Origin of the sequence: Pseudomonas sp. FEMGT703P, from assembly GCF_002786345.1 — a bacterium.
Taxonomy (GTDB): Bacteria; Pseudomonadota; Gammaproteobacteria; order Pseudomonadales; family Pseudomonadaceae; genus Aquipseudomonas; species Aquipseudomonas peli.
This window is the reverse complement of sequence record NZ_PGCM01000001.1, coordinates 35732-61799: the sequence shown is the minus strand read 5'-3', so window position 1 is coordinate 61799 and position 26068 is coordinate 35732. Positions and strand designations below refer to the sequence as shown.

The window sequence follows — 26068 nt, the reverse complement described above, 5'->3', positions numbered from 1 at the left end:
CAATGCGTAAGTGGTTGATCGGTACTGCCCTGAGCCTGCTGCTGTGGGGCCCGGCTGCGTTCGCGGGTACCGTGCTGGTCGTCGGCGATAGTATCAGCGCGGCTTTTGGCCTGGATACCCGCCAGGGATGGGTCGCCTTGTTGGAAAAACGCCTAGCCGAAGAGGGTTTTGCCCACCAGGTGGTCAATGCGTCGATCAGCGGCGACACCAGCGCAGGCGGCGCCGCACGGCTGCCCGCGCTGCTTACAGAGCATCAGCCGGAGCTGGTGATTATCGAGTTGGGAGGCAATGATGGCCTGCGTGGCCAGCCCCCTGCGCAATTGCAACAAAACCTTGCGGCCATGGTGCAGGCATCGCAGCAGAAGGGCGCCAAGGTGCTGATCCTTGGCATGCAGCTACCGCCCAATTACGGTGTGCGCTACACCACGGCGTTCGCTGAGGTGTTCCCCAAGGTGGCGCAGGCGCATGACGCTGCCCTGGTGCCTTTCGTGCTGGAGGGCGTAGGTGGTGTGCCTTCGCTGATGCAAAACGACGGCATTCACCCCACTGCTGAGGCGCAACCCAAGCTGCTGGAAAACGTCTGGCCGACCCTGAAACCTTTGCTCTGACGGGCTTTTCTGTACCGTGCCTTTCGGCTAATGTGGCGGCCCCGCACTGGAGCCCTCAATGCCGCGTCCTGCCTGGTCCTTGCATGCCTACCAACTGATCGAGCCCGACGAGCAGCTTGACCTGTTCGCCTGCCGAGAAGTGCGTGTGCACCTGCTGGCGCGTCAGCTTGAGTTAGGTGAGTTTGCTGACCGCACGTTATGCGGCGGTTTGCTGCCCGCGCAACCCGTATGGCGTGATCTGGATAAGACGATGCTGCGCGACAAACGCTTGTGCCCGGTATGCCGGGCCACACTTGATGCGCAGAAACGCGGTGATCGTCCAGCATTGCCAGCTCGCTGAGCTATCCAAGCAGCTGATCAATCGGTGTACAATCGGCACCAACTTTTACCAACCTTTTTCGTCAGGAATTTCCGGATGTTGTCGCGTGCCTTTGCCGTCACTCGTTGCCTGCCGCTTGCCGCTGTATTTGCGGTTGCGTCTGCTAATGCTCTTGAGTTTCCTCTGCCCCCGCCTGGTGAGGATATCGTTGGCGAAGTGCAGGTAATCCAAGCCAAATACGAGGACACCTTTGCCGACTTGGGTGTGGCAAATGATTTGGGTTATTTGGAAATGGTTGTTGCCAATCCGGGTGTTGACCCCTGGCTGCCGGGCGCTGGCAACGAGATTATTTTGCCGACGCGTTACATTCTGCCGCCTGGCCCGCGTGAGGGTATTGTGATCAACCTCGCCGAGTACCGTCTGTACTACTACCCGAAAGGTCGCAACGTGGTTTACACCTATCCGCTGGGTATTGGTCGCGAGGGCTGGAGTTCGCCGGTTGCCAATGCGCGCATCACGGCCAAGACGCCAAACCCGGGCTGGACACCGCCTAAATCGATCCGTGAAGAGCATGCTGCAGATGGCGATCCGTTGCCTGCCTACGTGCCGCCAGGTCCGGACAACCCGTTGGGTCCATACAAGATGGGCTTGTCGGTGCCGGGTTACCTGATTCACGGTTCGAACAAGAAATTTGGTATTGGTATGCGTGTCAGTCATGGCTGCTTCCGCATGCTTAACCACAACGTCTTGAAGCTGGCGTCGATGGTGTCTGTGGGCACGTCGGTGCGCATCATCAACGAGCCTTACAAGTTCGGCCGTAGTGGCGGTAAGGTCTACCTGGAAGCCCATGCTCCGCTAGATGATTCGGGCGATGCTTCGGTTGTTGATAAGCACACGGCCGTCATAAATGCGCTTCTGAAAAATGATCAGTTCGCCGACCTGCGTCTGGACTGGGAAATGCTGCGCGAAGTGGTAGCTGCTGAAGATGGCTTGCCGGTTGAAATTGCTCAGCCTGATCAGGCCATGGTGGCGACTGAGCCGGCTATCTGACTTCAGCTTGTTCAAAAGGCCCGTTATGCGTAATCGCTGACGGGTTTTTTATTGCCTATAAAAGGGTAGTCTTTTTGCTGGGCAATAAAAAAGCCGACCCAGAAACTGGGTCGGCTTGTCATAGCCTTGTGAGCTATTACTTGCGGCTGGCTTTTTCCAGCATACGCAGAGCGCGCTCATTGGCTTCGTCAGCAGTTTGCTGAGCCTTCTGAGCAGCAGCCATAGCGTCATCAGCCTTACGGTAGGCTTCGTCGGCACGGGCTTGAGCGCGAGCGGCTGCATCTTCAGTTGCAGTCAGACGAGCTTCAGTTTCTTTGGACATGCTGCTGCAACCGGTAGCCAGAACTGCGGCCAATGCCAGAGCAGAGAATTTCAGAACGTTGTTCATCGTGTTCCCCTTGAGGTGGAGTTTTTCCATAAAAGCAATTTCCTAATGGTAGGAAATTAGCCGGCGTACATACTACCTGTAACTTGTAGTAAGTAAACGGAGGCAAGGCAAGCCGCCAGAGTTTTTTTCTGCTTTATGCATAGCCGCCCACTTATTTGACATGTTTTGGTTAAAAAACAATCAGTTCCGAGGCTTCTTGCAGTCATACGGGAAGCACTGAGGTCAGGCTAGAGTCGCGTTGATCACTCTAGGGGCTTGGAAATGATGCCGTAAGTTATCTGATGGTGAATCATCCGAAGGATGCCGTGTCTACAAACGTTGCCGACGCTGACATAGACATCGTTCGGATTGCTTGTGTGCCGAAATGACGCGAGGTGCGATCTAAGTTATTGATTCACGTGACCTCGCAGGTTTTTGCCTGATAAGCTCGTGAATATTGCCTACAACTTAATTGGTGCAGATGCTGCACCACATGACTTTAGGGGCGAAAGCGGGTTGCGCGTTTTAACAGAGGAGTTGCAATGAGCGAGGCGTTGTCCATTCACCATGACCTGGCAGGCCATCAATTCGAGACCACAGTGGATGGTGATCGGGCATACCTGGCTTATATGGACCTTGGGAAGCAAACCCTGGATATCTATCGCACCTTTGTGCCCAATTCGTTGCGTGGGCGTGGGATCGCGGCTGCGTTAACCGAGCATGCGCTGCAGTATGCCGAGCTGCTGGGGTATACGGTGATTCCTTCATGTTCCTATGTCGAACGTTACATGGTTCGCCGCCAGCGTCATGCGGATAAAAGCTGATTAATACGCACACGAAAAGGCCAGTCATTGACTGGCCTTTTTTTATATCTGTCTTTCGTCTTTGCAATCAGATTTTGGCGATTAGATTGCCAGCGTGCAGGCCACATTCTTTCTGTGTTGCTTCTTCCCACCACCAGCGGCCTTCGCGCTCATGCTGGTTAGGTAGCACCGGGCGCGTGCACGGCTCGCAACCGATGCTGATAAAGCCGCGTTCGTGCAGGCTGTTGTAGGGCAGTTCGAGCATGCGGATATAGGCCCAGATGTCTTCGCTGCTCATCTGCGCCAACGGGTTGAACTTGTATAGGGTGTTATCTGCTGTAGAAAAGGCGCCGTCAATTTCCACTACAGCAACCTGGCTGCGTGTGCCGGGGCTCTGGTCACGGCGCTGGCCTGTGGCCCAGGCTTTTACCGTGGCAAGCTTGCGGCGTAGCGGGGCAGTTTTGCGGATGCCGCAGCATTCACCATGGCCGTCCTTATAGAAGCTGAACAGGCCCTTTTCCTTGACGAAAGGCTCCAGCGCGGCGGCCTCCGGCGAGAGTATGTCGATGCTGATGTTGTAGTGCTCGCGCACCTGATCGATAAAACGGTAAGTCTCCGGATGCAGGCGGCCGGTGTCGAGGCTGAAGACCTTGACGTTCTTGTTGAGTTTCCAGGCCATGTCGACCAGCACCACATCTTCCGCGCCGCTGAAAGACAGCCATAGTTCATCGCCAAAGTGTTCAAAGGCGAGTTTGAGAATGTCTTGAGGCGACTTATTGGCGTAGCTCGCCGCCAGCTCGGCTGCATCGAAGGGTTGGCTCATCGGCTGAATTCCTAGTTATGGTGACGTCGCGCGTCTTTGTGTGGCGATGGTAGCAAAAGCTGGTTATACGACTAAATAACCAAGTGCCGTAGTAGACCTTTGATTTGGGTATAAAGCTCTGCGTTGCAGAGCTTTAGGGGAGCGGCTAGAGTGCCGCCTTCTCAAATAAATCCAAGCTAGGAGTGTCCTGTGGAAATCGCGTGTCTCGACCTGGAAGGCGTGTTGGTCCCGGAAATCTGGATCGCCTTCGCGGAAAAAACTGGCATCGAATCGCTGAAAGCGACCACCCGGGATATTCCGGACTATGACGTGCTGATGAAACAGCGCCTGCGCATCCTGGACGAGCACGGCTTGAAGCTGTCCGATATCCAGGAAGTGATCGCTACACTCAAGCCCCTGGATGGCGCGGTGGAATTTGTCGATTGGCTGCGCGAGCGCTTTCAGGTGGTGATTCTGTCGGACACCTTCTACGAGTTCTCCCAGCCGCTGATGCGTCAGTTGGGTTTCCCTACTCTGCTATGCCACAAGCTGATCACCGATGAAACGGATCGCGTAGTGGATTACCAACTGCGCCAAAAGGACCCCAAGCGTCAGTCGGTCATCGCCTTCAAGAGCCTCTATTATCGCGTGATCGCGGCGGGTGACTCGTATAACGACACCACCATGCTCAGCGAAGCCCATGCCGGTATCCTGTTCCATGCGCCGGACAACGTGATTCGCGAATTCCCGCAGTTCCCTGCAGTACACACCTATGAAGACCTCAAGCGCGAGTTCCTCAAGGCATCCAATAGAGAGCTGAGCCTGTAATCAGCTCTCTATTGAAAAGCCCGCATTTGCGGGCTTTTTTGTGGCTTGCCATCCATGGCGGCCACCCTTCGGGTCGTCGCTGGGCGACGTCAAAAACTTCTCCCGGAAGTTTTTGTGCCTGCCGTCCAGTTCAGTCGCAGAACTGCTCTAGTGTCTCCAGCAGCACTCTGACCTTGGTAATCGATTCCTGGTATTCGGCCTGGCCGTTTGAGTCGGCGACGATGCCACCGCCACCCCAGCAGCTGATCTGTCCATCCTTGGCCAACAGGCTGCGGATGGCGATTGAGCTATCCATTTCGCCGCGGACATCCAGATACAGCAGCGAGCCGCAATACAGGGCGCGGCGAGTGGGCTCCAGTTCATCGATGATCTGCATAGCACGGATCTTTGGCGCGCCAGTAATCGAGCCGCCGGGGAAACTGCCGGCGATCAAGTCCAGGGCATCTTTATCCGCTGCCAGCTCGCCGGTCACGACGCTGACCAGATGATGCACATTGGGGTAGCTTTCCAGAGCAAAGAGTTCAGGTACCCGCACCGAGCCTACGGTGCAACTGCGGCCCAGGTCATTACGCAGCAAGTCGACAATCATTAGGTTTTCCGCTCGGTCCTTACTACTGCCCAGCAGGGCGTCGGCTTGCGCTTTATCCCGCTCTGCATCGGTATGGCGAGGACGGGTGCCTTTGATCGGTCGCGTTTCCACCTGGCCTTCGCTGATGCGCAGAAAGCGCTCAGGCGACAGGCTGATGATGGCGCCGCCGTCTGGCAAAGACTGATAACCCGAGAAGGGTGTAGGGCAGGCGGCGCGCAGGGCTTGGTAGGCGGTCCACGGCGAGCCTTGATAGCCCGCGCGGAAGCGTTGCGCATAATTCACTTGATAACAGTCACCGGCCTGAATGTAGGCCTGAATCCGCGCAAAACATTGCAGGTACTCGGCTTCGCTGGTATCCGACTGAAAATGTTCAAGCAGCTTGAAGGGGTGCAGCACAGGCGCTGCCGGCATGGCAAACAGCGTGCTAAGGCGCTGGCGTTCTGCCGCGTCCAGGCTTGGGTGAAATATCAGCTGGCTGCGTTGTTGCTGGTGATCGGTGATCAGGGCCCAGGCGTAGAGGCCAAAACGGGCATCGGCCAGATTGAGGTCGTCGAGAGCTTGGGCCGGTAGCTGTTCAAGTCTGCGGCCGAAGTCGTAACTCAGGTAGCCAATCAATCCGCCGACGAACGGAAGCGGATTATCTGCCGGTGCTTGGCACTCGCCGAGACTGGCAAGGCTCTGGCGTAGGCGTTGCAGGAAAGCGTTGGCCGTTTCGTCAGGTGCTGGTGCCAGCTCTGCCAATGGCCAGGCGCTGATAAGGTCATAGCGTCCACGCTGCGCGGTTGGGCGTCCGGCATCCAGTAAGACGGCACCGGGTGCATGCATGACGCTGCTGAAGTAACGCGAAGGGTCTGCGAGGTAGGGCAGAGCCTGTACAAGGCAAGTAGGCATATGACACTTTCAAGGTGCGCGGACGCCGATTGTAGAACGTCGCCAACATTCATCCTAGAGCTTGCGCGTGGGTTTACTCGGGATGCTTGTGCTCATTAGTATGGAACTGTCCCCGGATGTTCGATGTGACTCATAAAACAATAATTACTACGGGATCAAGGCCATGGATGAAGTAATGGATCCTGCCGCTGGCAGCCTCTTGCGTGCCAAGCTGATGCCACCTCAAGCGTCTGCTGATTATCTGGTCAGGCCGCAGCTGGAATCGGCGCTGTCTGGCAATCCCCATGCGCGGGTGCTGCTATTGGCTGCCCCGGCTGGCTTCGGTAAAACCAGCGCATTGGTTGCGTTAGCCCAGGCGCGGGCACACAGCGGTCAGGCTGTTGCCTGGTTGTCGCTTGGCCCTGGTGACGATGAGCCTTCTCGTTTTCTGCTGCAGCTGATTGAAGCGCTTTCGTGTCTGTTACCAGGCTTTGGCGCAGAAGCTTTGGCTTACCTGCAGAACACCATGCGTGTTCCGGTATCTGCGGTGATGGAAAGTCTGCTGGTGGACCTGGCGCAGCTGGAAACCCCGCTGCTGCTGGTGCTCGATGATCTGCACCTGATTCAGGACACCGAGTTGCTGAACGCACTTAATCGCCTGATCAAATTTGCCCCTGAAGGTTTTACCCTGGCCATCGGTAGCCGCTCTCAGCCGGCACTTAACCTGGCCACCCTGCGCGCCAAGGATTTGCTGGTGGAGATCGGTGAGCAGGAACTGCGCTTGAGCAAGGCGGAAACCCGCGATTACTTGCAGCGCTGCGGTTTGCAGCTAGATGCCGTGGCGTTTTCGGCGCTGTACAGCCAGACCGAAGGTTGGATGGTGGGCGTGCATTTGGCCAGCCTCTGGCTGCGTCATCAACCTCAGGCCGCTGCACAGATTGCCGACATGGGCACGGATCAGGTCGCTGTGGGTGCGTACCTGCTGCGCAGCGTGTTCGAGCAGTTGCCCGCCGACAAACAGGAACTCCTGCTGGCTCTGGGTGTGGCGCAGCAGCTTAGTGGTGACCTGGCTAATGCCCTGACCGGGCGGCATGATGGCCAGCAGTTGCTGGAAGAGCTGGAGGCCATGCAGCTATTCCTCCTACCGCTGGACCGCGAAAGGCAGTGGTATCGCTTTCATAACCTGTTTGCCGAATTCCTGCGCAGCCGCCTGAAAGAGCGCGACCCGGAGCGTTTCAAGCAGCTGCATTTCAACGCCAGCCTGTGGTTCACCAACCACCATATGCAGAACCTAGCCATTGAGCATGCGTGCCTCGCCGAAGACCCGGAAATGCTCGCCGCGTTGGTCGATGGTTGCGGCCTGGAGTTGATCAACCGTGGTCAGCTCAACCTGATCTACAAATGGCGTCAGCACGTACCGGATGAGATTGCCGAGCGCTTTCCCGTGCTGGTACTCGCCGATGTCTGGACCCGTGCCGCCGAGCTGGGGCTGGTGGAAGCCAACCGCATGCTCGATGAGCTGCTTGAGCGTTGGACGGAAGCCAAGCAGGGCGCGCCGCTTAGCGACAAGTTATTGGCAACCCTGGCGATCAAGTCGGTTATCGCCTTGCAGAAGGATGACCTGCAGACCTGCATTGCCCTGGCGCGGCGGGTTGAAGTGCAGCTGGGCCAGCACACCGCCTTTCTTGAAGTGGCGATGCTGATCGTCGGTGCGCTGGCCAATGTGATGATCGGCCAGCCAGATCAGGCCAAACGTTTGCTGGCTCTGGCGCAGCAGCGCAATCACTTCCTCGAAGGGCGCTATCTGGATATGCAGTTGGCCAACGTCGAGGTGCTGCTGAGTCTGGAGCAGGGGCAGATCCGTCAGGCCGAGCTGCTGTTCGCCCAGTTGCGCGCGCGGGTCATACCCTGGTTTTCCGATCGATCGCGGGCATTGGCGCTACCGACCATCACCGAAGCCCTGATTGCCTACAACCAAGGACGCTTGGACGGTATTGAGGAGCGCCTGCGCTGGGCGCTGGCCACGGTGGATGTGATCAATCCGATCGATCTATATGCCCAGGGCATGCTGTGCATGGCCCATGTGCAGCGCATGCAGGATAACCCCAAGGAAGCCTATGCCAGCCTGGTGCTGATGCAGAACCTTGCCGCGCGCAACCAGTCCTGGCGTTTCTATGCCCAAGCGGTGGCCGATGAGGTGGTGCAGATTCTTCAGGAGCCTGCAGCGGACCGCCTCAAGCGCGCTGAGCAACGCCTCAAAACGGTGGACTGGAGCAAGCTGGCCGAGCATTACCAGCACATGCGTTTTAACCCCGTGCTGTGGGTGCGCGGCCTGACCCGCATTCGCCTGCAGCAGGCGCGCGGCCATTACAGCGAAGCGCTGCATGAAATCACTCAGCTGCGCGGCATGTTGTTGGATAACTGGCACGGTTTGCATCGCTTGCGGCTCGATTTGCTGGCGGCGCTGAGTTATCAGCGTTTGGGCTACCAGGAGCGTGCGCAGAGTTTGCTGGTGCAATGTTTGATTGGTGCCGAGCGCGAAGGGGTGCGTAGCTTGTTTGTCGAGGAGGGCGAAGCTATTCGCTTGTTGCTCCAGCAGCTGGAAGCCGCCGAACGCCAGCCGGCGCTGCAGGGGTTTATCCGTGCTTTGCTGGCTATCTGGCCGGGCAACAGTGCGCGGCAGTCGCAGGAAGTACTCGAAGAGGGGCTGACCGAGCGCGAGCGTGAGGTGGTCTGCCTCGCGGCTCAGGGCATGTCGAATGACGAGATCGGCCAGCAATTGTCATTGGCCCTCGGCACAGTCAAATGGCACCTGCACAACATTTACGAAAAGCTCAAGGTGCGTAACCGCACACAAGCCATCCGCCGCGCGCGTGAACTGAGTCTTCTTGATCAATGAATAGCCAATCGAAACCCCGTCCGGGCAAGTTACCGTTACTGCGCACCAAGTTGTTTCCTGCTGAGTCCGCCGGCCGCCCGTTGTTGGCCCGCGATGCCTTGCTTGACCGGTTGTTCAAGGCGCGCGAGCAGCGTCTGATTCTACTCAGCGCGCCGGCGGGCTTTGGCAAGAGTACGGTGCTGAGTCAGTTTCGTCTGCGCTTGCTGGAGACTGGTGCGCGGGTCGCCTGGTTGTCCTGCGATGAGGCCGACAGCGAGCCACAACGTTTGCTGCATTACCTGATCGCGTCCATTGAGGCGCAACTGCCTGGCTTTGGAGCAAGCACCGCACGTCTGTTGCGTGACGACCTGAGTGTGCCGAATGAGCTGCTGATGGATTCGTTTATCGGCGACCTGAAAAGGGTTCAAGGCGATCTGTACTTGATCTTTGATGACTTTCATCGCGTGCGGCATGTCGATCTGGGGCCGCTGGTCAATTACTTCGTCAAGCAGGTGCCGGCCAATGTGCGGATGATCGGTAGCACGCGCTACAAACCGCGTTTTCTCGATGAGCAGCCGGTTATTTCGCCCTGGGCGCTGTGGATCAAGGCAGACGAGCTGCGCCTGACTCGAGGCGAGACGGAAGCCTATTTTCATGAGCTTAAGCAGCTGCAGCTGAGCAGTGCCGAGCTGGACTTGCTACACCGGCGTACCGAAGGCTGGATTACGGCCTTGCACCTGGTGGCGCTGGCACTGGCGCGGCAGCCCGAGCGCGCTGCATTTCTCTCAGGGCTGTCAGGCACTGAGCGCAATATCGCTGATTACTTGGCTGAGGACGTGCTTGATCATCTGCCGCAGGATCAGCAGCTGTTTCTCGATCAGACTTCGGTGCTGGATGAGTTCAATGCCGAGTTGTGCAACGCCCTGACCGGTCGCACGGATGGCGCGCAAATGCTCAAGCGCCTGCAAACGGCCCAGCTGTTTATCATCGCGCTGGACGAGCAGGGCGAGTGGTTTCGCTATCACCACTTGTTTGCCGAATTTCTTCAGGGCCGCCTCAGCCGTGCGGGTGATCCAACCCATCTGCTGCATGCCGCCGCTCGTTGGTGTGAAAGCCATGAACTGACCGATAAATCGGTCAAATACGCCCTGCGCGCGCGGGATTACGCCTTTGCCGCTGAGTTGCTGGAACGCCAGGGCGCGACGCTGATTGCGGGTAATCAGGTGTACGGCATCCTGGCGATCCTCAAGGATGTGCCCTCGGAGGTCATCCGTGAACATCCGGTGTTCCAGATTTTCTACGCCTGGCAGCTGGCCTTCGAGCAGAAGTACGCCGAGGCCGAAGCTTTAATTGAAGAGGTCAGCACGCGTCTGATGCAGGGGCGTGGCAAGCCGATGCACTTTGGTCTGGCAGTGCTGCTGGCCGTGGCTCAAGTGCTCAAGGCGTTGGTGCTGCTGTATCAGGACAAGCTGGAGGGCGCGCTGAAAGTGGCGCGGCACTGGCTGGCCCTGGTGCCCGATAATCAGCCGATTTTCCGCGCCAGCATGTCCTGCATTCAGGCCGCGGCCTACGCGCTGCTGGGCGAATTCGGTGAGGCGGCCAAATCGATTGCGGTGGCGCGCGATAACCTGGAGCAGGCCGATAGCGAATACCTGCATGCGGTGGTCAGCCTGATTGAGGCACTGATTTGCAAGGAAATGGGCCAGCCCGAGCGCGGCCGCGTCTTGGCTGAAAGCGCGCGCGCGCGGGTCGAGCAGGTATTTGGTCGGCGCAGTCGGGTCGGCGGGCCGTTGGCCCTGGCTTATGCGGATTTGCTGTATGAGCAGGATCGGCATGCGGCGATTCTCGCTGAGCTGCCGCTGGCAACCACCTGGCGCGACGTAGCCACGCCGGTTGAGCTGATCAGTCGCGGCAAACTGGTGATGGCCAAGGCGCGGTTCTTTGCTGGCGAGGGTGAGTCGGCCCTGGCTGAGTTGGACGAATGGTTGGCCGGTTTGCATGGTCCTGGGTATGAGCGCGTCTATGCCCTGGGCATGAGCTGCAAGGTGCAGTTTCTGCTGTGGCTGCGTAAGCCCAATGAGGCCGAGCGCACCTGCCTGCAGCTGCAACGCCACCTAGCGGTCCTAACGCCTGGGCGGTATGCCGATGCGGAAACTGTGCAGGTGTTGTCGGAGGCGCGGCTGGCCCTCTGCGAGCGACGTGCTGACAAGGCGCAAGCCATACTCGAAGCCTGCCTAGCCAAACAGACTGCTGAGCATCAGCGTGATCGGCGCTTGCGTCTTTCCTTGTTACTTTCTGTGGCGTACTGGCGCAAAGGTAACAGCGACAAGGCCTTTGCCTTGCTCAAAACCACGCTAGAGGATGCCTGGGCCAGCGGTTACCGGCGCATGTTTCTGGATGACGCACTCTGGCTGCTACCGCTCTGGGACGCTTGGCACAGTGCGGAATCCAAGCGAGCCAGCGCCTGGCAAGGACTGGCTGAACAGCTGCGCGAGCAATGCCGTCGGTTGTCCATCGATCTCGAAACTTTCGATGAAAATCAAGATGTTAGCCATCGCGAGCGAGAAATTCTGCGCTTTGTCGCGGCCGGTTTGTCGAACCGCGATATCGCACAGGCGGTGCATTTGTCAGAGGCCACGATCAAATGGCACCTGCACAACCTGTTCGCCAAGCTGGGCGTGCGCAGCCGTACGCAAGCGGTTTTGAAGGGCAAGAGTCTGAGGTTGTTGAGCGAGGCCTGAGCGTTGGCTGCCGGATTTGCGCCAGATGGGCGCTCCATCCCTTGGATGGGCTGGCAGCCAGGGCTTGCACCAGTAGTTTTAACGTCAGGACGAGAAGCATGGTGCTTCACGATTCCAAGCCTGACGCGAATAGGGAAGCAGTGTCAGACCTGGTGAGCGGCGCACGCCGCTAGCTGAGACGGACAGGAGTCCAGAGCAGCCTGCCGGGGACAACCCATTAGTGAACTGTGGAGACAATAACAATGAAAACCCTCAAGCAACTGGCCCTGGCCGCCGCTGTTCTGGCTGTTCCTTTCATGGCTCAGGCTGAGCTCAAGGCCATGGATGACACTGCTCTGGCAACCGTAACTGGTCAGGACGGCATCAGCATCTCCGGTAGCTTCAACGGCACCATTGGCAGCCTGGTTTACACCGACGGCGACGCTGGCGGCGGTTCGCTGCGTATGGAAACCGTTGCCTTCACCGGCTTCAACATCTCCGACACTGCTCCCGTCAAAGTTGACGTGGTGGAAAACGCCAGTGGCACTCAGCAGCTGCAAATCAGCCTGCCGACCATCACTGGTCAGCTGAGCGTGGGTGCTATCAAAATTGGTGACACAAACGCTGCAAGCATCGGCTCCCTGGCTGTTAACGACATGAACATGGCTGGTACCACCGTAAAAGTCTGGGGCCACTAAGTTCGCTTAGTCGTTCCGCGTGATGAAAAGTCTTACCGGCTTCGGCCGGTAGGACTTTTCTCTTGTTGGATAGGAGTGCGGTTGGCTGATGATCGAGATTCTGCTGGGCAGCCTGATCGGTGTGTGGGGCTTTAGCGAGGCGGTGGATACCAAACCGCCTGCGCCGGGTACTGTGCATATCAATCAGCACTTGCTGCCGAATGGGCCTTTGCGTGAGACGGTGACGCTTGAGCCGATGAGCCAGTTGCAGTTTCGCAATGTGATTCGTCAGGCCTATGACTACAGCTGTGGATCGGCTGCGCTGACCTCGCTGCTGGATTATTTCCTTGGCCGTAACCTGCAGGAACGCCAGGTGATGGAAGGCCTGTTGCAGTTTGGTGAGGCTGACAAAATCGTTGAGCGGCGTGGGTTTTCCCTGCTCGATATGAAGCGCTTTGTCACCGCGTTGGGTTACAAAAGTGGTGGTTTTCGGGCGGGCTTTGCTGATCTCGACGCGCTTGAGCATCCAGCCATCGTGCCGATCGAATATGCCGGCTTCAAACACTTTGTGGTGGTGCGCGATGTGTACAACGACCATGTGTTTGTGGCGGATCCGGCACTTGGCAATATCAGTTTTACCCGTACGCGTTTTGAGGAAATCTGGGATCAGAACGTGCTGTTTGTGATTTTCCCCAATGGCAATGAGCCGCCAAATGCCCTTGCCTTGAGCGAGCAGGATTTGCGCATCATCGATGACCGCACCATCAGCTTGCTGGCATTTCGCGAGTTTCCACAGATGACCAAGTTCACCGAGAACCAAGCCACAGAGCTGGGTTCCGAGGGCGATATTCGCTATATCCGACGCAAGTAAAACGCCCGGCATAAGAATAAATATTTGGGGGCTGCGCCATGAGAGTTTTGCATTATGTATGGCTGGCCATGCTGGCTGGGGCTACCAGTTCAGGGGTACTTGCCGATCCGGCTTCGGTCGATCAGGCACGTGAGGCGCTGAGCAAGCAGGATGACGACGCCGACAGCGCCAAGGCGCTGGAAGAGGTGTTCCAGGCTGCGGAGAAAAGCTACACCCTGCTGAAAAAGGGTGAGCGGACGTTGACCTATGGTTTCGATTATTCGCTGCTGCGCGACACTGTGGTGGAGACTGTGCGCACAGGTAACAACGTGTTCAGCGTGGTCTCTCAGGGCGAAGCGCAGCATACCTTCACCAACTCGTTCACCTTCGACTACGGCGTATGGGACAACCTGACCTTTAGCGTTCGTTTGCCCATGATTGCCAAATATGACACTGAGCGTGATTTGAATGCCTACAGTCTGGGCGATGTCTCCGCCAGCCTGCGTTGGCAGCCGTGGACATCCTTGCGCGGCAAACCTGTGACCACGCTGTATGCAACCCTGGGCTTGCCAACAGGTAACAGCCCCTATGACATAAATAGCCAAAGTGATCTGGCAACGGGCAGCGGTACTTACAGCCTGGGCGTCGGGGCGAATATGTCCTATGTGATCGACCCGGTCGTGTTATTCGGATCTCTCGGATACACCTACAACATGCCCATCACCGGTATCGGTCAAGTGCGTGGGGGGCGACTACTTGAAGAGGTTGATCCCGGATCCTCATTCTCGCTGAGCATGGGTTTTGCCTATGCACTCTCCTATGACGTGTCGCTGGCGACCTCTTACCAGATGTCGCACTCCTTGAAGCCGACCTTCACTTTCGCCGATGGTGAAGCTGAGGGCAGTGGACAGACCAGCGCGGTAATGAACTTCTCGCTGGGTTTACGAACCTCACCTGAACGCATCGTCAACGTCAGCGCCGGTTTTGGGATGACTGAAGATTCGCCAGATGTGCTGTTGGGCATCTCCATGCCTTTGGATATCAAAGGCCTGAAGGCCCAATAGACGCGAGCGAACCTTCCTATGAACACGCGAATTTCGCTGCTGACGCAGGCGATTTTTTGGGTAGCCTCGCTCTGTTGTGGGCTCGCCCAGGCACAGTTGGCGCAAAATCTAACGATTGGTAGCCCTAAGGCTATGGCACTTGGCAACGCAGTTACGGCTGACTTTGTCGGAATCGACTCTGTGCATTACAACCCGGCCGCCTTAAGCAAGTTGAAAGGTCGACAAACGACGGTCAAATTCATCACTGGGATGATGGATATTCGTGCCGATTTTGATGCGCCTGAAGGTTACGGGAGTAACTTTCTTGGCCTCGACAACGACCCCGTTGCCAACTCATCTAGTCGAGCCGGTGCGGCCATGATGTATCTGCCTGGGGTGGGAGGGGCAACGGAGTTGCCCATGCTGTTTGCTCCGTTGGCAGGGTTGTCGATCACGCCTCCAGGCTCCAAATTGACCTTTGCTACCAATATGTACACGCCACAAGCACTGGGTTTTGCCCGTGACGATGACGACCCAGGGCGTTATCAAGGCAAGGAATTGGTTATCCAGCGCCTGACCTACTTTTCACCTTCGCTGGCGTATCAGGTCAATGACGAGTTATCACTGGGGTTGTCTATCGGTTTTTCCCATCAGGCGATGGCGCTAAATCAGGATTTTCGTGCGCCTGGCATCCTCACTGGGTTTGTCGGTGTTGCTCAGGATGCGTTGTGCTTGGTTGACAGTAATCCGTTCGAGATTTTCCTGAATATTTGTGGCGGTGAGTTGGGTCCGTTCACTGACATCGCCAATATCGATATCGATATGCAGCAAACCCTTTCACCTACCTGGAACGTCGGCTTTCTGTGGGAGCCAAGCGACTGGTTTGCGTTGGGTGCGGTGTATCAAAGTGAGGCCAGGATGCGCTTGAAAGGGCGCTATGTGGTGGATTATTCGGACAACTGGCAGGGGTTCTGGCAGGGCTTGGACGGCTCATTTATCGGTGCGGTGTTCAATACCCTGACACCGGATGGCTTGTTCGATAAGGAGCAGGGCAACGTTTCCTTGAATATGACCTATCCGGCCCACTTTGCCAGCGGTATCAAGTTCAAGCCGCATGAGCGCTGGCAGATCAACCTGGATGTGAAGTGGACCGACTATGCCGCCTGGGACAAGTTCGAACTGGAGTTCGACCGTCAGCTGGATATTTTGACCATCGCCAGTCTGTTCTCTCCGGAGAACGCCACGTCCACCAGCATCATTCTTGACCGTGGTTATGAGTCCGTCTGGAGTTGGGCCGTTGGTGTCGAATACCAGGTCAATGACCGTCTGAGTTTGCGTATGGGCTATGAGCCAAGACCTTCAGCCATTCCCGGCAACAAGGCTGACGTACTGGCACCTCTTGGGGATGCCAAACTCTATGGTCTCGGGGTGGGTTATCAGTGGGATAAGGACACTGTGATCGATCTGGGCTTCAACTATCTGGTCAGTAAACAGGACATCCCGGCGCGTTCCAGTTGCAATATCAACTGCTCATCCATCGACAGCATGGTGTACAACCCTTATGCCGATTTGGATGTTAAAACCAGTGTCAAAGCCTATGTGTTGGCATTGACCTATCGCACCACTTTCTAGGGTTCAGTCATGCGTATTGTGCTGATGCTGGTGGGTTTTATGGCGGCTACGCAGGCCAGCGCCAGCGGCCGCTACTTAACCTGGGTGGATGATCAGGGGCGGGTGCACAACAGTTTTGTCGACAATCGCTACGTGGCGCATCAACAGACGGCTACCGGCAATATCCAGCGCAGCGATCAGGCGCGCTTGAATGACGGTGAGGCAGCAGTCTGGCCTGGCAGCAAGAGCAGTGGTGAAAGCAAGCGACGCTATTTCACCTGGGTGGACGCCAGCGGCAATCTGCAGAACAGCTTCTATGCTGGGCAGCAGGTGCAAGCCGGCGGTAATGAGGTTCTTCTGGGTACGGGTGAGCGCTCCAGTGCCTACATCAGCTCTGATGTATTGGAGGGGCGCGATTTTGCCCGTGACGAGCAGGATGGACGCTACTTCACCTGGGTGGATGAGCAGGGGCGCATGCGTAACTCCAAGGTCCCGCCCAAGGGAGCCAAAGCGCCGACACCCACCTTGCACAATGTGCCGCTGACCCAGGGTAGGGAAGTGACCTTTGACGCTAAACCACACACTTTGCCGGGGCTGGATGGGCAGCCCACTGCCGCGATGCAGGCCTTGCTGGCGGGTACTGAAGAGAAGGTTGAGGGGCGCTATCAGGAGCTAGTCGAGCGTTGCTGTGGGCAATTGAGTGAGGAAGATTTCACCCCTATCAGCGCCGATGAACCACGTTATGAAGAGCTCAATCGCTTTTCCCCCAGCCTGGATTTTCCCATGGGCAAGAGCTACTACGCGGCCCTGAAACTGCCACGCTCGCAGTACGACTTCGGTTTGCGTATTCGCAGCTTCGCCAACAAGCAGGTCGCTTATCCCTCCTTGCTGTTCCTTGATCAGGCCAAGCAGCCGACGCGCCTGGTGAGTGATGCGGTGTATCAGCTGCATGCGGAAACTTGGTATCGCTATGCCTTTATCGAAGGCACTGTGCCGGTAAGAGCCGCCGCCGGTGAGCACTATGTGCTGCTATTGACTACGGATGAAGATCGCAGCCTGCAAACCCTGGATAACAAACCCTTCAAGCGGCCCCTGCAGGCGCTGGCAGTCGATGAGGCTGGTATGCAGACCCATGCACACAGCGATGAAGGCGCATTCGAGTTGGCGATTGTGCGTTAGCGACCCAATCAAACAGCCATAAAAAAGCCCGGACTTGTCCGGGCTTTTTTGTTTGTGCGATCAATCAGATTTGCGCAATCGAGACATGGCCAAACAGCTCTTGCGAGAAGCGCACGCGCTCTTCGGCGGTTTCGACGATGCCTTTTTTCTGCAGTTCGGCGATACGCGCCTCGACTGCGTGGGCGCGGTGGGTGAGGCCGCAGTCGTTGGCGATCTGGATGTTCAGGCCTGGGCGGGCGTTGAGTTCGAGAATCAACGGGCCCTTGTCCTGATCCAGCACCATGTCCACGCCAATATAGCCCAAACCGCAGAGCTCGTAGCAGCCAGCGGCGAGCTTCATAAAGCCGTCCCAGTTAGGCAGTTGCACACCGTCTACCGCATTGGTGGTGTCCGGGTGCTTACTGATCTTGTTGTTCAGCCAGGTGCCGCGCAGGGTCACGCCGGTGGCCAGGTCTACACCGACACCAATGGCGCCCTGGTGCAGGTTGGCCTTGCCGCCGGATTGACGCGTCGGCAAGCGCAGCATAGCCATGACTGGATAGCCCATCAGTACGATGATGCGAATGTCCGGCACGCCTTCGTAGCTGATGCTCTTGAAGATCTGGTCGGGTGTGACCCGGTATTCGATCAGCGCGCGATCACGGTGACCGCCCAAGGAGTAGAGGCCTGTCAGGATACTGGAGATCTGATGCTCGATCTCCTCGTGGCTGATGATCTTGCCTGAGACAGTTTTGTACTTCTCTTCAAAGCGATCGGCGATCACTAGGATGCCGTCACCGCCAGCGCCTTGCGCTGGCTTGACCACGAAGTCCGGGCGATCACCGATGATTGCACGCAGGTTATCGATGCCTTTTTCGGTATCGATGATGCCGTACATTTCCGGCACATCGATACCCGCTTCGATAGCGCGCATTTTGGTGATGATCTTGTCATCGACGATCGGGTACAGGTGCCGTTTGTTATACTTCAGCACGTAGTCCGCGTTACGCCGATTGATGCCCATGATGCCTTTGGCTTCCAGGGCTTTCCACGTCTTGATCAGACCGAACATGGCATTAGTCCTTGAGGAAGGCTTTGAAGCGGAACAGTTCGGTCAGGCGGTAGCCACGGTAGCGACCCATCGCCAGCATGAAGCCCACCAGAATCATCAGTACGGCCGGGAAGGTGAACACGAAGTAGTTCAGTTCCGGCACGCTCATCAGCAGGTGCGCCAGGGTGGCAGCGAACAGGGTGCCGATGGCGACCTTGAAGGCATGGCCGCCGCCGCGCTCTTCCCAGGTGATCGACAGGCGCTCGATGGTCATGGTCAGAATTACCATTGGGAACAGGGCTACGGAAAGGCCGCGTTCCAGGCCCAGCTTATGGCTGAACAAGCTGATCACCGCAATCAGCACCACTACAAAGGTCAGCACCACCGATAGCCTTGGCAGCATCTGCAGCTTCAAGTGTTCGAGGTAGGAGCGTAGCGACAGACCCAGAGCGGTTATCACGGTAAACAAGATAATGCCGAAGCCTAACTGGGTTTCACGGAAAGCCAGGGCAATCAGAACCGGGGTGAAGGTACCGAGCGTTTGCAGGCCACCGAGGTTACGCAGGATCAGAATCACCAGCACGCCAATCGGGATCATCACCATGATCATGAAGGTCTGCTGAGTTTGCAGCGGCAGACCGTACAAGCTGTATTCGAGGAAGTCAGCGTCGGTATTTTCGTCGGTCAGCTTAGCCAGGCGAATGGCGTTCATTTCGCTGTTGTTCAGGCTGAAGCTGACTTGCGCCTGCTTACCACCCTCCAGGGTGACCAGGTTATCATCGCCAATCCACCAGACCAGGCGATCAACCGGCAGGCCTTGCTCGCCGCTTTCTGGGTTGAAATACAGCCAGTTCTCGCCGTTGAAGCTGCGCAGCCACAGTTCTGGGTTTTGCTGGATATCCGCAGCCAGGCGAATGGTGTGTACGCGCTCCATTGGCACATGGGCGATGGACAGCAGCAGTTCGATTACTTTGGCTTTGTTCGGGGTAGAGGCATCGCCGCCCAGCAGCAGTTTGACGTTGTCATCATTACTGTTGTTAACGCGCTTGATGGTCTCGCTGATAAAGGTTTCAACGTCCGCTGAGTGCTGGCGAATAGGTGCCAGCAACGCTTCGGCAGCAATCTTCTCGGCGCCTTCAACCGGGATGCTGTCGCGGAAGATCGGCCCCTTGGCCTTGGCTTGCTCGCCGCTGTAGCGCTTGGTCAGTACCAAACGGTAGTAAAGAGTTTGCTTGCCACTGGCGCGACGTGCGGACCAGGTGACTTTGCGGTTGCCGTCGGCGCGGTTGATGCTCACGCCGTAGTTATTCGAGATAAAGCTCTCATTCAGGCTGACGTAATCCTGGGCCAGCGGCGGCACGAACATCTGCAGCTTTACTGGCTCGCGTGGATTGGCCTGGAACTCGACTTTGGCGTCGATGTTCCACAGGTCATCAGTTTCGTCTTCGGTCATGGGGATGCCGAGGATGAAGATCTGATAAGCCGTGATCAGAACGCCCAGGCTCACGAGGAGTATGACCAGGACTTTCAGATGGAGGGTAAGAGAGCGCATGGGAATTACTCGCCAAGGTTTGCGTCAGGGGCACAAGCAGGTTTACCTGCTGCGTATTTAAGACTCGGATCGACCAGCGCCGAAAAGCGTTTGAGTGCTTCGGAGCCTATCAACAACGGGTATTGGAAAGCACTGCGGTCGGTCAAGTTCACTTCAATTGTGCGTAGGCTGCTGCCCATGCACACATCCATTTCGATCACGGGGCGTGCCGTATAGGTTTTTTCTTCCTGTGGATCATAGTCGCCTGCGCGGCGTTTGATCTTGCTGATGCGCGCCAGGGGGCGTTCGATCGGGCTGCTATGTGCTTCGTCGATGGCCAGATAGAAGCGTACCCAGGTTTCGCCATCACGCTTGAAGCGTTTGATGTCGCGAGCACTCAGTGATGCGGTCTTGGCGCCGGTGTCGAGCTTGGCGGCAAGCTTCAGGTCGAGGTCGAATAAACGGACGTATTCATTAAGCCCATAGACTGTCTTCTCCGCAGCGAAACTCAGGCCGGGAGTAAGTAGCAGGCATAGCAGAAGAATGGTGGGCTTTAGTGTCATAAGTCCTGAAGTATGGTGTTGATGAAGGGGCAAGCACATGCAGGGTGCGCATGCGGCTCTTGGCGCGCCTGGGCTTGGAGTCTAGCAGGCAGTCAGAAATTCCTCTGCTCGTGTTAAACGGGCGGCATTCTAACATGGGGTTTTTCAGTCGTGACAGGCGCTTATAGGCGTTTATGCAAGTAAGGTCGCGACTGCGGGCGACTAAAGTAGTGCTGTACACTGTCAACAATCTTCTTGGTTTGTTTGACACTAATGTCTTCTGGGCGTAGTTTTCAGGCACTTAATTTTCGCAGTGTCGACAATATGCTTGATCTAATTGAGCCGCTCGAGTCTAGCCAGGAAGATGCTGAAACGCTTTCTGAGCAGGTTTTCCGGCGTATTCAGGCGGCTATCGTCAAGGGCGAGATTGCCCCCGGCAGCAAAATTTCCGAGCCTGAATTGGCGCGCACCTATGGCATCAGCCGTGGCCCGCTGCGTGAAGCGATTCATCGCCTGGAAGGCCAGCGCCTACTGGTGCGCGTGCCGCACATTGGCGCGCGGGTGGTGTCGCTCAGTCACGCCGAACTTATCGAACTCTATGAGATTCGTGAGTCCTTGGAAGGTATGGCCTGTCGCCTGGCCGCCGAGCGCATGAGTCAGGCAGAAATCGATGAGTTGCGCGCGGTGCTCGACCTGCATGAGCAGGACGCTGCCTTCAAGGCGGGCGTCGGTTATTACCAGCAGGAAGGCGATTTCGACTTTCACTACCGGATCATTCAGGGCAGTGGCAACAAGACCCTGACCCAGATGCTCTGCGGCGAGCTCTATCAACTGGTGCGCATGTACCGCCTGCAGTTCTCCGCGACGCCCAATCGTCCGCGTCAGGCCTTTGCCGAACACCATCGTATTCTCGATGCCATCGCCGACCGAGACGGCGAATTGGCCGAGTTGTTGATGCGCCGTCATATCGGGGCTTCCAAACGCAATATCGAGCGCCATTTCTCCAGCAGCACGGGCGCGCACACCAAGACAGCCAAACCACGAGGTGAGTCATGAGTCAGCTTTCCCCCGGCCAGCGTTTCCGTCAGGCGCTTGCCATCGAGTCGCCCCTACAGGTGATCGGTGCGATCAATGCCAACCATGCCTTGCTGGCCCAGCGCGCAGGTTTCAAGGCGATTTACCTGTCCGGTGGCGGGGTGGCCGCCGGCTCCCTCGGGTTGCCTGATCTGGGCATCAACACCCTGGATGACGTGCTCACTGATGTGCGCCGTATCACCGATGTCTGCGACTTGCCGTTGCTGGTGGATATCGACACCGGCTTTGGCCCGAGCGCCTTCAATATCGAGCGCACCATCAAGAACCTGATCAAGGCCGGCGCCGCTGCCGCGCATATCGAAGATCAGGTGGGTGCCAAGCGTTGCGGCCACCGTCCAGGCAAGGAGATTGTCTCCTGCGAGGAAATGGTTGATCGCGTGCGCGCTGCAGCTGATGCCAAAACCGATCCTGATTTCTTCCTGATTGCCCGCACTGACGCGATTCAAGCCGAGGGTGTGGATGCGGCGATCGAGCGCTGCCTGCGTTACGTGGAGGCCGGTGCCGACGGCATCTTCGCCGAAGCGGCCTATGACCTGCCGACCTACAAGCGCTTCGTCGATGCGCTGAATGTCCCGGTACTGGCCAACATCACCGAGTTCGGCGCCACGCCGTTGTTCACTCGCGACGAACTGGCCTCGGTGGGCGTGGCTATTCAGCTTTACCCACTGTCGGCCTTCCGCGCCGCCAACAAGGCAGCAGAAAGTGTCTACACCTCGATTCGCCAGAACGGCCACCAGAAAGACGTGATCGAGCTGATGCAGACCCGTGCCGAACTCTATGACCGCATCGGTTACCACGCCTTCGAGCAGAAGCTCGATGCTCTGTTTGCCGCAAAAAAGTGATAGCGATCTAGAAGAACAACAAAGATCCGAGGAGATAAATATGAGCGCCACCGACACCACCCCGGGCTTCAAGCCGAAGAAATCCGTCGCCCTGAGCGGTACCACTGCCGGCAACACCGCCCTGTGCACCGTGGGCCGTACCGGCAACGACCTGCACTACCGTGGCTATGACGTGCTGGACTTTGCCAACCGCTGCGAGTTCGAGGAAATCGCCCACCTGCTGGTGCACGGCAAATTGCCTAACGTGGCTGAGCTGGCCGGCTACAAGGCCAAGCTCAAGGCCCTGCGCGGGTTGCCGGCGGCATTGAAGGTTGCGCTTGAACAATTGCCGCCGTCCGCTCACCCGATGGATGTGATGCGTACCGCCGTGTCTGTACTGGGTTGCGTGTCGCCAGAAAAGGACGACCACAATCACCCTGGCGCCCGTGACATTGCCGACAAGCTGATGGCTTCTCTGGGTTCTGCGCTGCTGTACTGGTACCACTTCAGCCACAACGGCAAGCGCATCGAGGTGGAAACTGACGACGACTCCATCGGCGGGCATTTCCTTCACCTGCTGCATGGCGAGAAGCCGCGTGAATCCTGGGTGCGCGCCATGCACACCTCGCTCAACCTGTATGCCGAGCACGAGTTCAATGCGTCGACTTTCACCTCGCGGGTGATCGCCGGTACTGGCTCGGATATGTACAGCTGCATCGCCGGCGGTATCGGCGCGCTGCGTGGCCCGAAACATGGCGGTGCCAACGAAGTGGCCTTCGAGGTGCAGAAACGCTACGACACCCCGGACGAGGCCGAGGCCGATATCCGTGCGCGGGTCGAAAAGAAGGAAGTGGTGATCGGCTTTGGCCACCCGGTTTACACCGTGGCGGACCCGCGCAATAAGGTGATCAAGGAAGTGGCCCGCGAGCTGTCGGCTGAGCAGGGCAACATGAAGATGTATGACATCGCCGAACGCCTGGAAACCATCATGTGGGACATCAAGAAGATGTTCCCCAACCTCGATTGGTTCAGCGCCGTCAGTTACCACATGATGGGCGTGCCCACCGCCATGTTCACCCCGTTGTTCGTGATCGCGCGCACCTCCGGCTGGTCCAGCCATGTGATCGAGCAACGCATCGACGGCAAGATCATTCGTCCGAGCGCCAACTACACAGGTCCTGAGGACCTGAAGTTTGTGCCGCTCAAGGACCGCAAATAATGAGCAGCCCAGTGAACACTCAATACCGCAAACCGCTGGCCGGCACGGTGCTGGATTACTTCGACACCCGTGAGGCGGTCGATGCCATCACCCCGGGTGCCTACGCCAAACTGCCCTACACCAGCCGCGTGCTGGCCGAGCAACTGGTACGCCGCTGCGAACCCGCAGCGCTGACTGATGCGCTCAAGCAGCTAATCGAGCGCAAGCAGGACCTGGATTTTCCCTGGTACCCGGCGCGGGTGGTGTGCCACGACATTCTTGGCCAGACTGCGCTGGTCGACCTGGCCGGCCTGCGTGATGCCATCGCCGAACAAGGTGGCGACCCAGCCAAGGTCAACCCGGTGGTGCCGACCCAACTGATCGTCGACCACTCCCTGGCTGTGGAATTTGCCGGCTTTGACCCGGATGCGTTCGATAAGAACCGCGCCGTGGAAGAGCGCCGCAACGAGGATCGCTTCCACTTTATCGAGTGGACCAAGACGGCATTCAAGAACGTCGACGTGATCCCGGCCGGCAACGGCATCATGCACCAGATCAACCTGGAGAAAATGAGCCCGGTGATCCAGGCACGTGGCGGCATTGCGTTCCCGGACACCTGCGTCGGCACCGACTCCCACACTCCGCACGTCGATGCATTGGGCGTGATCGCCATCGGTGTCGGTGGCCTGGAAGCCGAGACCGTGATGCTCGGCTTGCCGTCGATGATGCGCTTGCCCGATATCGTCGGCGTTAAACTGACCGGCAAGCGTCAGCCTGGGATTACCGCCACCGATATCGTCCTGGCGCTGACCGAGTTTCTGCGCAAGGAGCGTGTGGTCGGCGCCTGGGTCGAGTTTTTCGGCGAAGGCGCAGACAGCCTGTCCATCGGTGACCGTGCAACCATCTCCAACATGTGCCCGGAATACGGCGCAACGGCGGCGATGTTCTATATCGACCAGCAGACCATCGACTACCTCAAACTCACCGGGCGTGAGCCTGAGCAGGTGGCGCTGGTCGAACACTACGCCAAGACCACCGGCCTGTGGGCCGATGCCCTGGTCAGTGCCGAATACGAGCGCGTACTGACCTTCGACCTGTCGACTGTGGTGCGCAACATGGCCGGCCCGAGCAACCCGCACAAGCGCCTGCCGACCTCGGCGCTGCACGAGCGCGGCATTGCCGACGAGGCCAAGTTAGCTGCTGGCAAACTGGAGGAGGGCGAGGGCCTGATGCCGGATGGCGCCGTGATCATCGCCGCCATCACCAGCTGCACCAACACCTCCAACCCGCGTAACGTGGTGGCGGCCGGCCTGCTGGCGAAAAAAGCCAACCAGCTGGGATTGCTGCGCAAGCCGTGGGTCAAGACGTCCTTCGCGCCGGGTTCGAAAGTCGCCAAGTTGTATCTGGAGGAAGCTGGGCTGCTGAGCGAGCTGGAACAGCTGGGTTTTGGCATCGTGGCCTACGCCTGCACCACCTGTAACGGCATGTCCGGTGCGCTGGATCCGGTGATTCAGCAGGAAATCATCGACCGCGACCTCTACGCCACCGCAGTGCTCTCCGGTAATCGCAACTTTGATGGGCGCATTCACCCGTATGCCAAGCAGGCATTCCTGGCCTCGCCGCCTCTGGTAGTGGCCTACGCCATTGCTGGCACCGTGCGTTTTGACATCGAGCAGGATGTGCTCGGTCATGACCAGAACGGCAACCCGATTACCCTCAAGGACCTGTGGCCGAGCGACGAAGAGATCGATGCCATCGTTGCCTCCTCGGTGAAGCCTGAGCAGTTCCGGCAGATTTATATCCCGATGTTTGATTTGGGCACTGTCACCGAAGCCGAAAGCCCGCTGTACGACTGGCGCCCGATGAGCACCTATATCCGTCGCCCGCCTTACTGGGAAGGCGCACTGGCCGGTGAGCGCACGCTCAAGGGCATGCTGCCGCTGGCGATCCTGCCGGATAACATCACCACCGACCACCTGTCGCCCTCCAACGCCATCCTGCTGGATTCGGCCGCCGGTGAGTACCTGCACAAAATGGGTTTGCCAGAGGAGGACTTCAACTCCTACGCCACCCACCGCGGTGACCATTTGACTGCGCAGCGCGCCACCTTTGCCAACCCGCAGTTGGTCAACGAAATGGCCGTGGTTGACGGTGTAGTGAAGAAGGGCTCGCTGGCCCGCGTTGAGCCGGAAGGCAAGGTGATGCGCATGTGGGAAGCGATCGAAACCTACATGAACCGCAAGCAAAACCTGATCATCGTCGCCGGTGCTGACTACGGCCAGGGTAGCTCGCGTGACTGGGCGGCCAAGGGCGTGCGCTTGGCGGGCGTGGAAGTGATCGCGGCCGAAGGGTTCGAGCGTATTCACCGCACCAACCTGGTGGGCATGGGCGTGCTGCCGGTCGAGTTTAAGCCGGGTACAACCCGCCTGACCCTCGGCCTCGACGGCACTGAGACCTACGACATCCAGGGCGATGTGTCGCCCCGCTGCGACCTGACTCTGGTGGTCAATCGCCGCAATGGTGAAGTGGTCAAGGTGCCAGTGACCTGTCGTTTGGACACTGCAGCCGAAGTGCATGTGTACAAGGCCGGTGGCGTTCTGCAGCGCTTTGCTCAGGACTTCCTCGAAGGCGCCGTCGCCTGATTCCGTAGGGTGGAT

22 protein-coding genes are annotated in these 26068 nt (G+C 57.9%); 16 read left to right on the top strand and 6 right to left on the bottom strand.

Going from position 1 to position 26068, the window contains the following annotated elements:
* Positions 1–2: 2 nt before the first annotated feature.
* The 3 genes from CUR33_RS00275 (at position 3) to CUR33_RS00265 (ending at position 1977) form a co-directional block, all read left to right on the top strand.
* The gene (locus CUR33_RS00275; RefSeq protein WP_289238334.1) at positions 3–608 is read left to right on the top strand and encodes an arylesterase; all 606 of its coding nucleotides are present in this window, start codon (positions 3–5) and stop codon (positions 606–608) included.
* 58 nt (positions 609–666) lie between these two features.
* Positions 667–948, top strand: a complete 282-nt coding sequence (locus tag CUR33_RS00270; protein WP_289238333.1) for a hypothetical protein — start codon at positions 667–669, stop codon at positions 946–948.
* A gap of 75 nt (positions 949–1023) precedes the next feature.
* Positions 1024–1977, top strand: coding sequence for a L,D-transpeptidase family protein (locus tag CUR33_RS00265; protein ID WP_170050204.1), 954 nt, complete (start codon positions 1024–1026; stop codon positions 1975–1977).
* A 136-nt stretch (positions 1978–2113) separates the two neighbouring features.
* On the opposite strand, the gene oprI is transcribed toward CUR33_RS00265, so the two are convergent.
* Positions 2114–2365, bottom strand: coding sequence for an outer membrane lipoprotei OprI (oprI, locus tag CUR33_RS00260; protein WP_090242095.1), 252 nt, complete (start codon positions 2363–2365; stop codon positions 2114–2116).
* Positions 2366–2886: 521 nt separating this feature from the next.
* On the opposite strand from oprI, the gene CUR33_RS00255 reads away from it, so the two are divergent.
* On the top strand, positions 2887–3168 hold the full coding sequence (locus CUR33_RS00255; protein ID WP_090255919.1) for a GNAT family N-acetyltransferase: 282 nt from the start codon (positions 2887–2889) through the stop codon (positions 3166–3168).
* A 67-nt stretch (positions 3169–3235) separates the two neighbouring features.
* On the opposite strand, the gene CUR33_RS00250 is transcribed toward CUR33_RS00255, so the two are convergent.
* Positions 3236–3970: a phosphoadenylyl-sulfate reductase gene (locus CUR33_RS00250; protein ID WP_282875816.1), complete on the bottom strand. Its 735-nt coding sequence runs from the start codon at positions 3968–3970 to the stop codon at positions 3236–3238.
* A 189-nt stretch (positions 3971–4159) separates the two neighbouring features.
* Between CUR33_RS00250 and thrH the strand changes: the two genes are divergently transcribed.
* On the top strand, positions 4160–4777 hold the full coding sequence (gene thrH / locus CUR33_RS00245) for a bifunctional phosphoserine phosphatase/homoserine phosphotransferase ThrH (RefSeq protein WP_160088508.1): 618 nt from the start codon (positions 4160–4162) through the stop codon (positions 4775–4777).
* A 130-nt stretch (positions 4778–4907) separates the two neighbouring features.
* Here the strand turns inward: thrH and pabB are convergent, their stop codons facing one another.
* The gene (gene pabB, locus CUR33_RS00240; protein ID WP_289238332.1) at positions 4908–6257 is read right to left on the bottom strand and encodes an aminodeoxychorismate synthase component I; all 1350 of its coding nucleotides are present in this window, start codon (positions 6255–6257) and stop codon (positions 4908–4910) included.
* Positions 6258–6420: 163 nt separating this feature from the next.
* Here pabB and CUR33_RS00235 point away from each other — a divergent pair, with 163 nt between their 5' ends.
* From CUR33_RS00235 to CUR33_RS00205, 7 genes are all read left to right on the top strand, one after another.
* Positions 6421–9135 (top strand): LuxR C-terminal-related transcriptional regulator, encoded by a 2715-nt coding sequence (locus tag CUR33_RS00235; protein ID WP_289238331.1) that lies wholly within the window; start codon positions 6421–6423, stop codon positions 9133–9135.
* Positions 9132–11855, top strand: coding sequence for a LuxR C-terminal-related transcriptional regulator (locus CUR33_RS00230; protein WP_289238330.1), 2724 nt, complete (start codon positions 9132–9134; stop codon positions 11853–11855). Before CUR33_RS00235 ends, CUR33_RS00230 begins: the two co-directional genes overlap by 4 nt.
* Before the next feature lie 242 nt (positions 11856–12097).
* Positions 12098–12532, top strand: coding sequence for a DUF6160 family protein (locus CUR33_RS00225; protein ID WP_289238329.1), 435 nt, complete (start codon positions 12098–12100; stop codon positions 12530–12532).
* Between the two features lie 88 nt (positions 12533–12620).
* Positions 12621–13382, top strand: coding sequence for a C39 family peptidase (locus CUR33_RS00220; protein ID WP_090255913.1), 762 nt, complete (start codon positions 12621–12623; stop codon positions 13380–13382).
* A 38-nt stretch (positions 13383–13420) separates the two neighbouring features.
* Complete coding sequence (locus CUR33_RS00215; RefSeq protein ID WP_289238328.1) at positions 13421–14425, top strand: transporter; 1005 nt, start codon at positions 13421–13423, stop codon at positions 14423–14425.
* 18 nt (positions 14426–14443) lie between these two features.
* A complete protein-coding gene (locus CUR33_RS00210; RefSeq protein ID WP_289238327.1) occupies positions 14444–16036 on the top strand; it encodes an outer membrane protein transport protein in 1593 nt (530 codons plus the stop codon).
* Between the two features lie 9 nt (positions 16037–16045).
* Positions 16046–17194, top strand: coding sequence for a MalM family protein (locus CUR33_RS00205; protein WP_289238326.1), 1149 nt, complete (start codon positions 16046–16048; stop codon positions 17192–17194).
* Between the two features lie 64 nt (positions 17195–17258).
* Here CUR33_RS00205 and CUR33_RS00200 read toward each other — a convergent pair whose 3' ends face one another.
* Genes CUR33_RS00200 through rloA form a run of 3 tightly spaced genes read right to left on the bottom strand, consistent with a single transcriptional unit; the run spans position 17259 to position 20318 of the window.
* On the bottom strand, positions 17259–18245 hold the full coding sequence (locus CUR33_RS00200; protein WP_090255909.1) for an alpha-L-glutamate ligase-like protein: 987 nt from the start codon (positions 18243–18245) through the stop codon (positions 17259–17261).
* 4 nt (positions 18246–18249) lie between these two features.
* Positions 18250–19776 carry an osmotic stress tolerance membrane protein RloB gene (gene rloB, locus CUR33_RS00195; RefSeq protein WP_160088496.1) on the bottom strand — a complete coding sequence of 509 codons (1527 nt, stop codon included), beginning with the start codon at positions 19774–19776 and terminating at the stop codon, positions 18250–18252.
* A gap of 5 nt (positions 19777–19781) precedes the next feature.
* Complete coding sequence (gene rloA, locus CUR33_RS00190; protein WP_090255907.1) at positions 19782–20318, bottom strand: retropepsin-like aspartic peptidase RloA; 537 nt, start codon at positions 20316–20318, stop codon at positions 19782–19784.
* Between the two features lie 303 nt (positions 20319–20621).
* Between rloA and CUR33_RS00185 the strand changes: the two genes are divergently transcribed.
* The 4 genes from CUR33_RS00185 to acnD are packed head-to-tail and all read left to right on the top strand — an operon-like array spanning position 20622 to position 26053.
* Positions 20622–21353 carry a GntR family transcriptional regulator gene (locus CUR33_RS00185; RefSeq protein ID WP_289238325.1) on the top strand — a complete coding sequence of 244 codons (732 nt, stop codon included), beginning with the start codon at positions 20622–20624 and terminating at the stop codon, positions 21351–21353.
* Complete coding sequence (gene prpB, locus CUR33_RS00180; RefSeq protein ID WP_289238324.1) at positions 21350–22234, top strand: methylisocitrate lyase; 885 nt, start codon at positions 21350–21352, stop codon at positions 22232–22234. Before CUR33_RS00185 ends, prpB begins: the two co-directional genes overlap by 4 nt.
* A gap of 40 nt (positions 22235–22274) precedes the next feature.
* Entirely contained in the window at positions 22275–23432 is a 1158-nt protein-coding gene (prpC, locus tag CUR33_RS00175; RefSeq protein WP_289238323.1) for a bifunctional 2-methylcitrate synthase/citrate synthase, read from the top strand.
* 11 nt (positions 23433–23443) lie between these two features.
* A complete protein-coding gene (gene acnD / locus CUR33_RS00170; protein ID WP_289238371.1) occupies positions 23444–26053 on the top strand; it encodes a Fe/S-dependent 2-methylisocitrate dehydratase AcnD in 2610 nt (869 codons plus the stop codon).
* The last annotated feature ends 15 nt before the right edge of the window (positions 26054–26068 follow it).

Excerpts from the sequence above, each read along its gene's own strand:
- CUR33_RS00230 (WP_289238330.1), top strand. The coding sequence starts at position 9,132 with ATGAATAGCCAATCGAAACCCCGTCCGGGCAAGTTACCGTTACTGCGC.
- CUR33_RS00220 (WP_090255913.1), top strand. The coding sequence starts at position 12,621 with ATGATCGAGATTCTGCTGGGCAGCCTGATCGGTGTGTGGGGCTTTAGC.
- CUR33_RS00275 (WP_289238334.1), top strand. The coding sequence starts at position 3 with ATGCGTAAGTGGTTGATCGGTACTGCCCTGAGCCTGCTGCTGTGGGGC.
- CUR33_RS00265 (WP_170050204.1), top strand. The coding sequence starts at position 1,024 with ATGTTGTCGCGTGCCTTTGCCGTCACTCGTTGCCTGCCGCTTGCCGCT.
- prpC (WP_289238323.1), top strand. The coding sequence starts at position 22,275 with ATGAGCGCCACCGACACCACCCCGGGCTTCAAGCCGAAGAAATCCGTC.
- CUR33_RS00255 (WP_090255919.1), top strand. The coding sequence starts at position 2,887 with ATGAGCGAGGCGTTGTCCATTCACCATGACCTGGCAGGCCATCAATTC.
- CUR33_RS00200 (WP_090255909.1), bottom strand. The coding sequence starts at position 18,245 with ATGTTCGGTCTGATCAAGACGTGGAAAGCCCTGGAAGCCAAAGGCATC.
- CUR33_RS00215 (WP_289238328.1), top strand. The coding sequence starts at position 13,421 with ATGAGAGTTTTGCATTATGTATGGCTGGCCATGCTGGCTGGGGCTACC.
- CUR33_RS00210 (WP_289238327.1), top strand. The coding sequence starts at position 14,444 with ATGAACACGCGAATTTCGCTGCTGACGCAGGCGATTTTTTGGGTAGCC.
- CUR33_RS00185 (WP_289238325.1), top strand. The coding sequence starts at position 20,622 with ATGCTTGATCTAATTGAGCCGCTCGAGTCTAGCCAGGAAGATGCTGAA.
- CUR33_RS00205 (WP_289238326.1), top strand. The coding sequence starts at position 16,046 with ATGCGTATTGTGCTGATGCTGGTGGGTTTTATGGCGGCTACGCAGGCC.
- CUR33_RS00235 (WP_289238331.1), top strand. The coding sequence starts at position 6,421 with ATGGATGAAGTAATGGATCCTGCCGCTGGCAGCCTCTTGCGTGCCAAG.
- rloB (WP_160088496.1), bottom strand. The coding sequence starts at position 19,776 with ATGCGCTCTCTTACCCTCCATCTGAAAGTCCTGGTCATACTCCTCGTG.
- CUR33_RS00270 (WP_289238333.1), top strand. The coding sequence starts at position 667 with ATGCCGCGTCCTGCCTGGTCCTTGCATGCCTACCAACTGATCGAGCCC.
- CUR33_RS00250 (WP_282875816.1), bottom strand. The coding sequence starts at position 3,970 with ATGAGCCAACCCTTCGATGCAGCCGAGCTGGCGGCGAGCTACGCCAAT.
- pabB (WP_289238332.1), bottom strand. The coding sequence starts at position 6,257 with ATGCCTACTTGCCTTGTACAGGCTCTGCCCTACCTCGCAGACCCTTCG.
- oprI (WP_090242095.1), bottom strand. The coding sequence starts at position 2,365 with ATGAACAACGTTCTGAAATTCTCTGCTCTGGCATTGGCCGCAGTTCTG.
- prpB (WP_289238324.1), top strand. The coding sequence starts at position 21,350 with ATGAGTCAGCTTTCCCCCGGCCAGCGTTTCCGTCAGGCGCTTGCCATC.
- CUR33_RS00225 (WP_289238329.1), top strand. The coding sequence starts at position 12,098 with ATGAAAACCCTCAAGCAACTGGCCCTGGCCGCCGCTGTTCTGGCTGTT.
- rloA (WP_090255907.1), bottom strand. The coding sequence starts at position 20,318 with ATGACACTAAAGCCCACCATTCTTCTGCTATGCCTGCTACTTACTCCC.